The sequence below is a fragment of the Microbacterium sp. PF5 genome, assembly GCF_004794315.1.
Taxonomy (GTDB): Bacteria; Actinomycetota; Actinomycetes; order Actinomycetales; family Microbacteriaceae; genus Microbacterium; species Microbacterium sufflavum.
The window spans coordinates 1-1,005 of sequence record NZ_SSDQ01000112.1 but is presented as its reverse complement, the minus strand read 5'-3'; the positions used below and the strand labels follow the sequence as shown (position 1 = coordinate 1,005).

Here is a 1,005-nt window from a genome sequence, read left to right as displayed (position 1 = left end):
GCATGGAGGCGATGTCGAGTCGGACCGCACAGCTCGCCCTGATCGACGTCGACCACCTGCACCCCCAGCCCGGACTCCAGGGCCTCGCTGATCGGGGCGCACTGGCGCGAGGCGTCGGCATCCACGATCAGACACCGCAGGGACACACCGGTGTCCGACGGACGGTCGGCCAGCCACACCGGTTCCCCGTGGAAGAACCCCACCAGCGACAGCCCGAGCTCGTAGCCGTCCGCCAGGAGCTCCTCGGCCCTGGTGCGCTGCTCGCCCTCGAACTGCGACAGCACCGACGAGTTCATGCTCCAGCGCTGGATGCTCACCATCGGCTCGTCGTCGACCGACAGCAGCAGCGTGGCCACGACGTTCTCGACCGCGGCCCCGCCCTCGTCGCCCGGCGGGTCGATCGGGACAGGGACCGTGACGTTCATGCCGTCCGCGGCGTCGTCCGCGGGCAGACAGGTCGACTGCGAGCGGTCGCCCACATCGAGCACCAGGCACAGTCGCCGGGCGTCGTCCTGCGTCGCGAACCACGCGAGCGCGTCGTCGCTCTGCGCCACCGCCCGCACCGATCCCCGGTCGTAGTCCTCGGCCGCGAGCTCGGCGCGGCGCTGCTCCTGCGCGGCGGTCAAGGGCAGCGCGGCGTCGCGCGGGGCGAACAGCGCCCAGCCCGCTCCCACCCCGACCGCCACCAGTGCGAGGGCCGCGGCGACGACGATCGACGCCCGGCGACGCCGCGCGAGCGGCAGCGACGGTGCGTCCTCCGCCGCGGTGCCGTGGGGCTTCGGGACAGCGTCCCCCTCGGACGAGGGGTCGACGTTGTGCCCGGCGGCGGCCTCCGGGGCGGCCTCGCGCGGCCCGGACGCCGCGCTCTCGTGCCGGGCGGAGGCGGAGGCGAACGCGGGGCCGGAGGCGGAGGCGGGTCCGGAGACGCCGGGACCCGAGGCGCGTGGCCCGGAGGCGGAGCCCAAGGAGGTGGCGGGGTCCTGCGGCACGAGCCCGATCTCGGGG

General features: G+C 75.3%; 1 protein-coding gene. It reads right to left on the bottom strand.

Going from position 1 to position 1,005, the window contains the following annotated elements:
• On the bottom strand, window positions 1-1,005 hold a 1,005-nt coding region (locus DW297_RS09600; RefSeq protein ID WP_205828264.1), incomplete at both ends, for a hypothetical protein.